This is a genomic window from Escherichia sp. KCJ4928, from assembly GCF_004352695.1.
Classification (GTDB): domain Bacteria; phylum Pseudomonadota; class Gammaproteobacteria; order Enterobacterales; family Enterobacteriaceae; genus ECMA0423.
The window spans coordinates 1-670 of record NZ_SJWV01000526.1 but is presented as its reverse complement, the minus strand read 5'-3'; the positions used below and the strand labels follow the sequence as shown (position 1 = coordinate 670).

Annotated in this window: 1 protein-coding gene and 1 pseudogene; both read left to right on the top strand. The window is 46.4% G+C overall.

The window, feature by feature from the left end; all coding sequences use genetic code 11:
* A partial coding sequence (gene traT, locus E0D98_RS25325) for a complement resistance protein TraT (protein WP_131891458.1) occupies nt 1–215 on the top strand: 215 nt, incomplete at its 5' end.
* 113 nt (nt 216–328) lie between these two features.
* Nucleotides 329–646, top strand: a pseudogene (locus E0D98_RS25320) (colicin-like pore-forming protein); the annotation flags it as partial.
* Between the last annotated feature and the right edge of the window lie 24 nt (nt 647–670).

The following is a 670-nucleotide window of genomic DNA, read 5'->3' as shown; positions in this document are numbered from 1 at the left end:
CAGAGCGGACAACATCTGAAGTCAGAACTGATAATGTTGCAGCTCTCCGTCAGGGAACCTCCGGTGCAAAAGTGCAGACCAGCACATCAACCGGAAATCAGCATAAATACCAGACCCGTGTGGTATCTAATGCCAACAAGGTTAACCTGAAGTTTGAAGAAGCGAAGCCTGTACTGGAAGAGCAGCTGGCTAAATCCATCGCGAACATCCTGTAAATTACCCATCCGGCCCGGACAGATTGTACCGGGCCGATATTCCTGCCCCGGATGAATATATGAACCGTGCAGAATATCGTCTCTCGCAGGTACTCTTTCCTGCGGGAGCTATGGCTGTGAAACTGTCTGATATATCGTTTAATCTGAACAGATTCAGTCGGGGACTAGGATATGCAGGAAAAATTACAAATTTTGCCGACTGGATCACTGAGTTTGGTAAGGCTGCCCGGACAGGTAACTGGCGTCCTTTTTTTGTTAAAACAGAAACCATCATAGCAGGTAATGCCGCAACGGCTCTTGTTGCTCTGGTCTTCAGTATTCTTACCGGAAGCGCTTTAGGCATTATCGAGTATGGTTTACTGATGGCTGTCACCGGTGCACTGATTGATGAAACGCTTGTGGAAAAAGCGAATAAGTTCTGGGGCATTTAAATAATATATAAGACAGACTGTCTA